At 45.7% G+C, this 387-nt stretch carries 1 protein-coding gene; it reads left to right on the top strand.

Going from position 1 to position 387, the window contains the following annotated elements:
* Positions 1-362, top strand: a 362-nt coding sequence (locus AB4585_RS29415; RefSeq protein ID WP_372172372.1) for a GNAT family N-acetyltransferase, incomplete at its 5' end; no start/stop codon positions are given.
* Between the last annotated feature and the right edge of the window lie 25 nt (positions 363-387).

The raw sequence follows: 387 nt of genomic DNA, 5'->3' as shown, positions 1-387 counted from the left end.
ATCCTGACAACATCATAGGCATTATTCGTGATAACAGCGGTCGTTACATGGGAATGGCAGCAATCACTAGTGTGATGTTTATGGAAGGTAATTATGAGATTGGTTATCAGCTTTCAGAACACGCATGGAAGCAGGGCATTGCTACGGCTGCTTGCCAGTTCTTTACCAAGATGGCATTTGATGTTCTAGGGGCGCATAAAGTGTGTGCTGATTGCTATGCGACCAATGTGGGTTCGTATCGCACCTTGGAGAAAAACGGTTATGAGCGAGAAGGCGTGCAAAAGAGTTACTACAAGTTGGACAATGGTTTTGACGATCGCTTGCACTACGGCATGACTCGGCAGCAGTATCTGCAGAAATAAAAAAACAGAGGCGATATCGCCTCTG

The organism is Vibrio sp. 10N.222.49.C9 (assembly GCF_041474985.1).
In the GTDB taxonomy this organism is placed as follows: Bacteria; Pseudomonadota; Gammaproteobacteria; order Enterobacterales; family Vibrionaceae; genus Vibrio; species Vibrio crassostreae_C.
The sequence above is the reverse complement of the archived record's forward strand: the minus strand, read 5'-3'. Positions and strand labels throughout refer to the sequence as shown.